The organism is Paenibacillus tabacirhizosphaerae (assembly GCF_040812395.1).
Lineage (GTDB): Bacteria > Bacillota > Bacilli > Paenibacillales > NBRC-103111 > Paenibacillus_E.
In genome coordinates, this window is the sequence record NZ_JBFNXH010000088.1 from 1 (window position 1) to 647 (window position 647).

The following is a 647-nucleotide window of genomic DNA, read 5'->3' on the forward strand; positions in this document are numbered from 1 at the left end:
GAGTACGCTTCCTTGTCGGTTCGCGCAATATGCAGCGCCAGCGCCTCTATCGTCGGCGACTCGAACAGCGTCCGCAGCGGCACGTTCACTTGCAACTGCTGCTTGATCCGCGCCAGCAGCGTCATCGCCTTCAGCGAGTGGCCGCCGAGCAGGAAGAAGTCGTCGCGGATGCCGACCTGCGGCACGCCGAGCACAGCCTGCCAGATGTCGCAGAGCTGCTCCTCCGTTTCGTTGCGCGGCGCTATGTACGCTTCGCCAAGCCCGAAGCCGCCCTCCGGCTCCGGCAGCTCGCGGCGGTCGATTTTGCCGTTCGCCGTCAGCGGCAGCTTCTCCAGCTGCACGACGAATGCCGGCACCATGTAGGACGGCAGCTCCTGTGCCAGGAACGCCTTCACCTCCGGCGCGCCCAGCTCCTGCTCCGCTACGATGTAGGCGCACAGGAACTTCTGCCCGCTCGCATCCTCGCGGGCGATGACGACGGCATCCTTCAAGGCAGGATGCTTCATCAATTCCGCTTCGATCTCGCCCAGTTCAATCCGGTACCCCCGGATTTTCACCTGGAGATCGATGCGCCCTCGGTATTCAATGGTGCCGTCCGGCAGCCATTTCGCGAGATCCCCAGTGCGATACATCCGCTCGCCTGGTGC

Annotated in this window: 1 protein-coding gene; it reads right to left on the bottom strand. The window is 64.1% G+C overall.

What is annotated here, in order from left to right; genetic code table 11:
* Positions 1–647 (bottom strand): phosphopantetheine-binding protein (locus ABRS97_RS28100; RefSeq protein ID WP_367819466.1); only part of this gene is annotated, 647 nt, incomplete at both ends.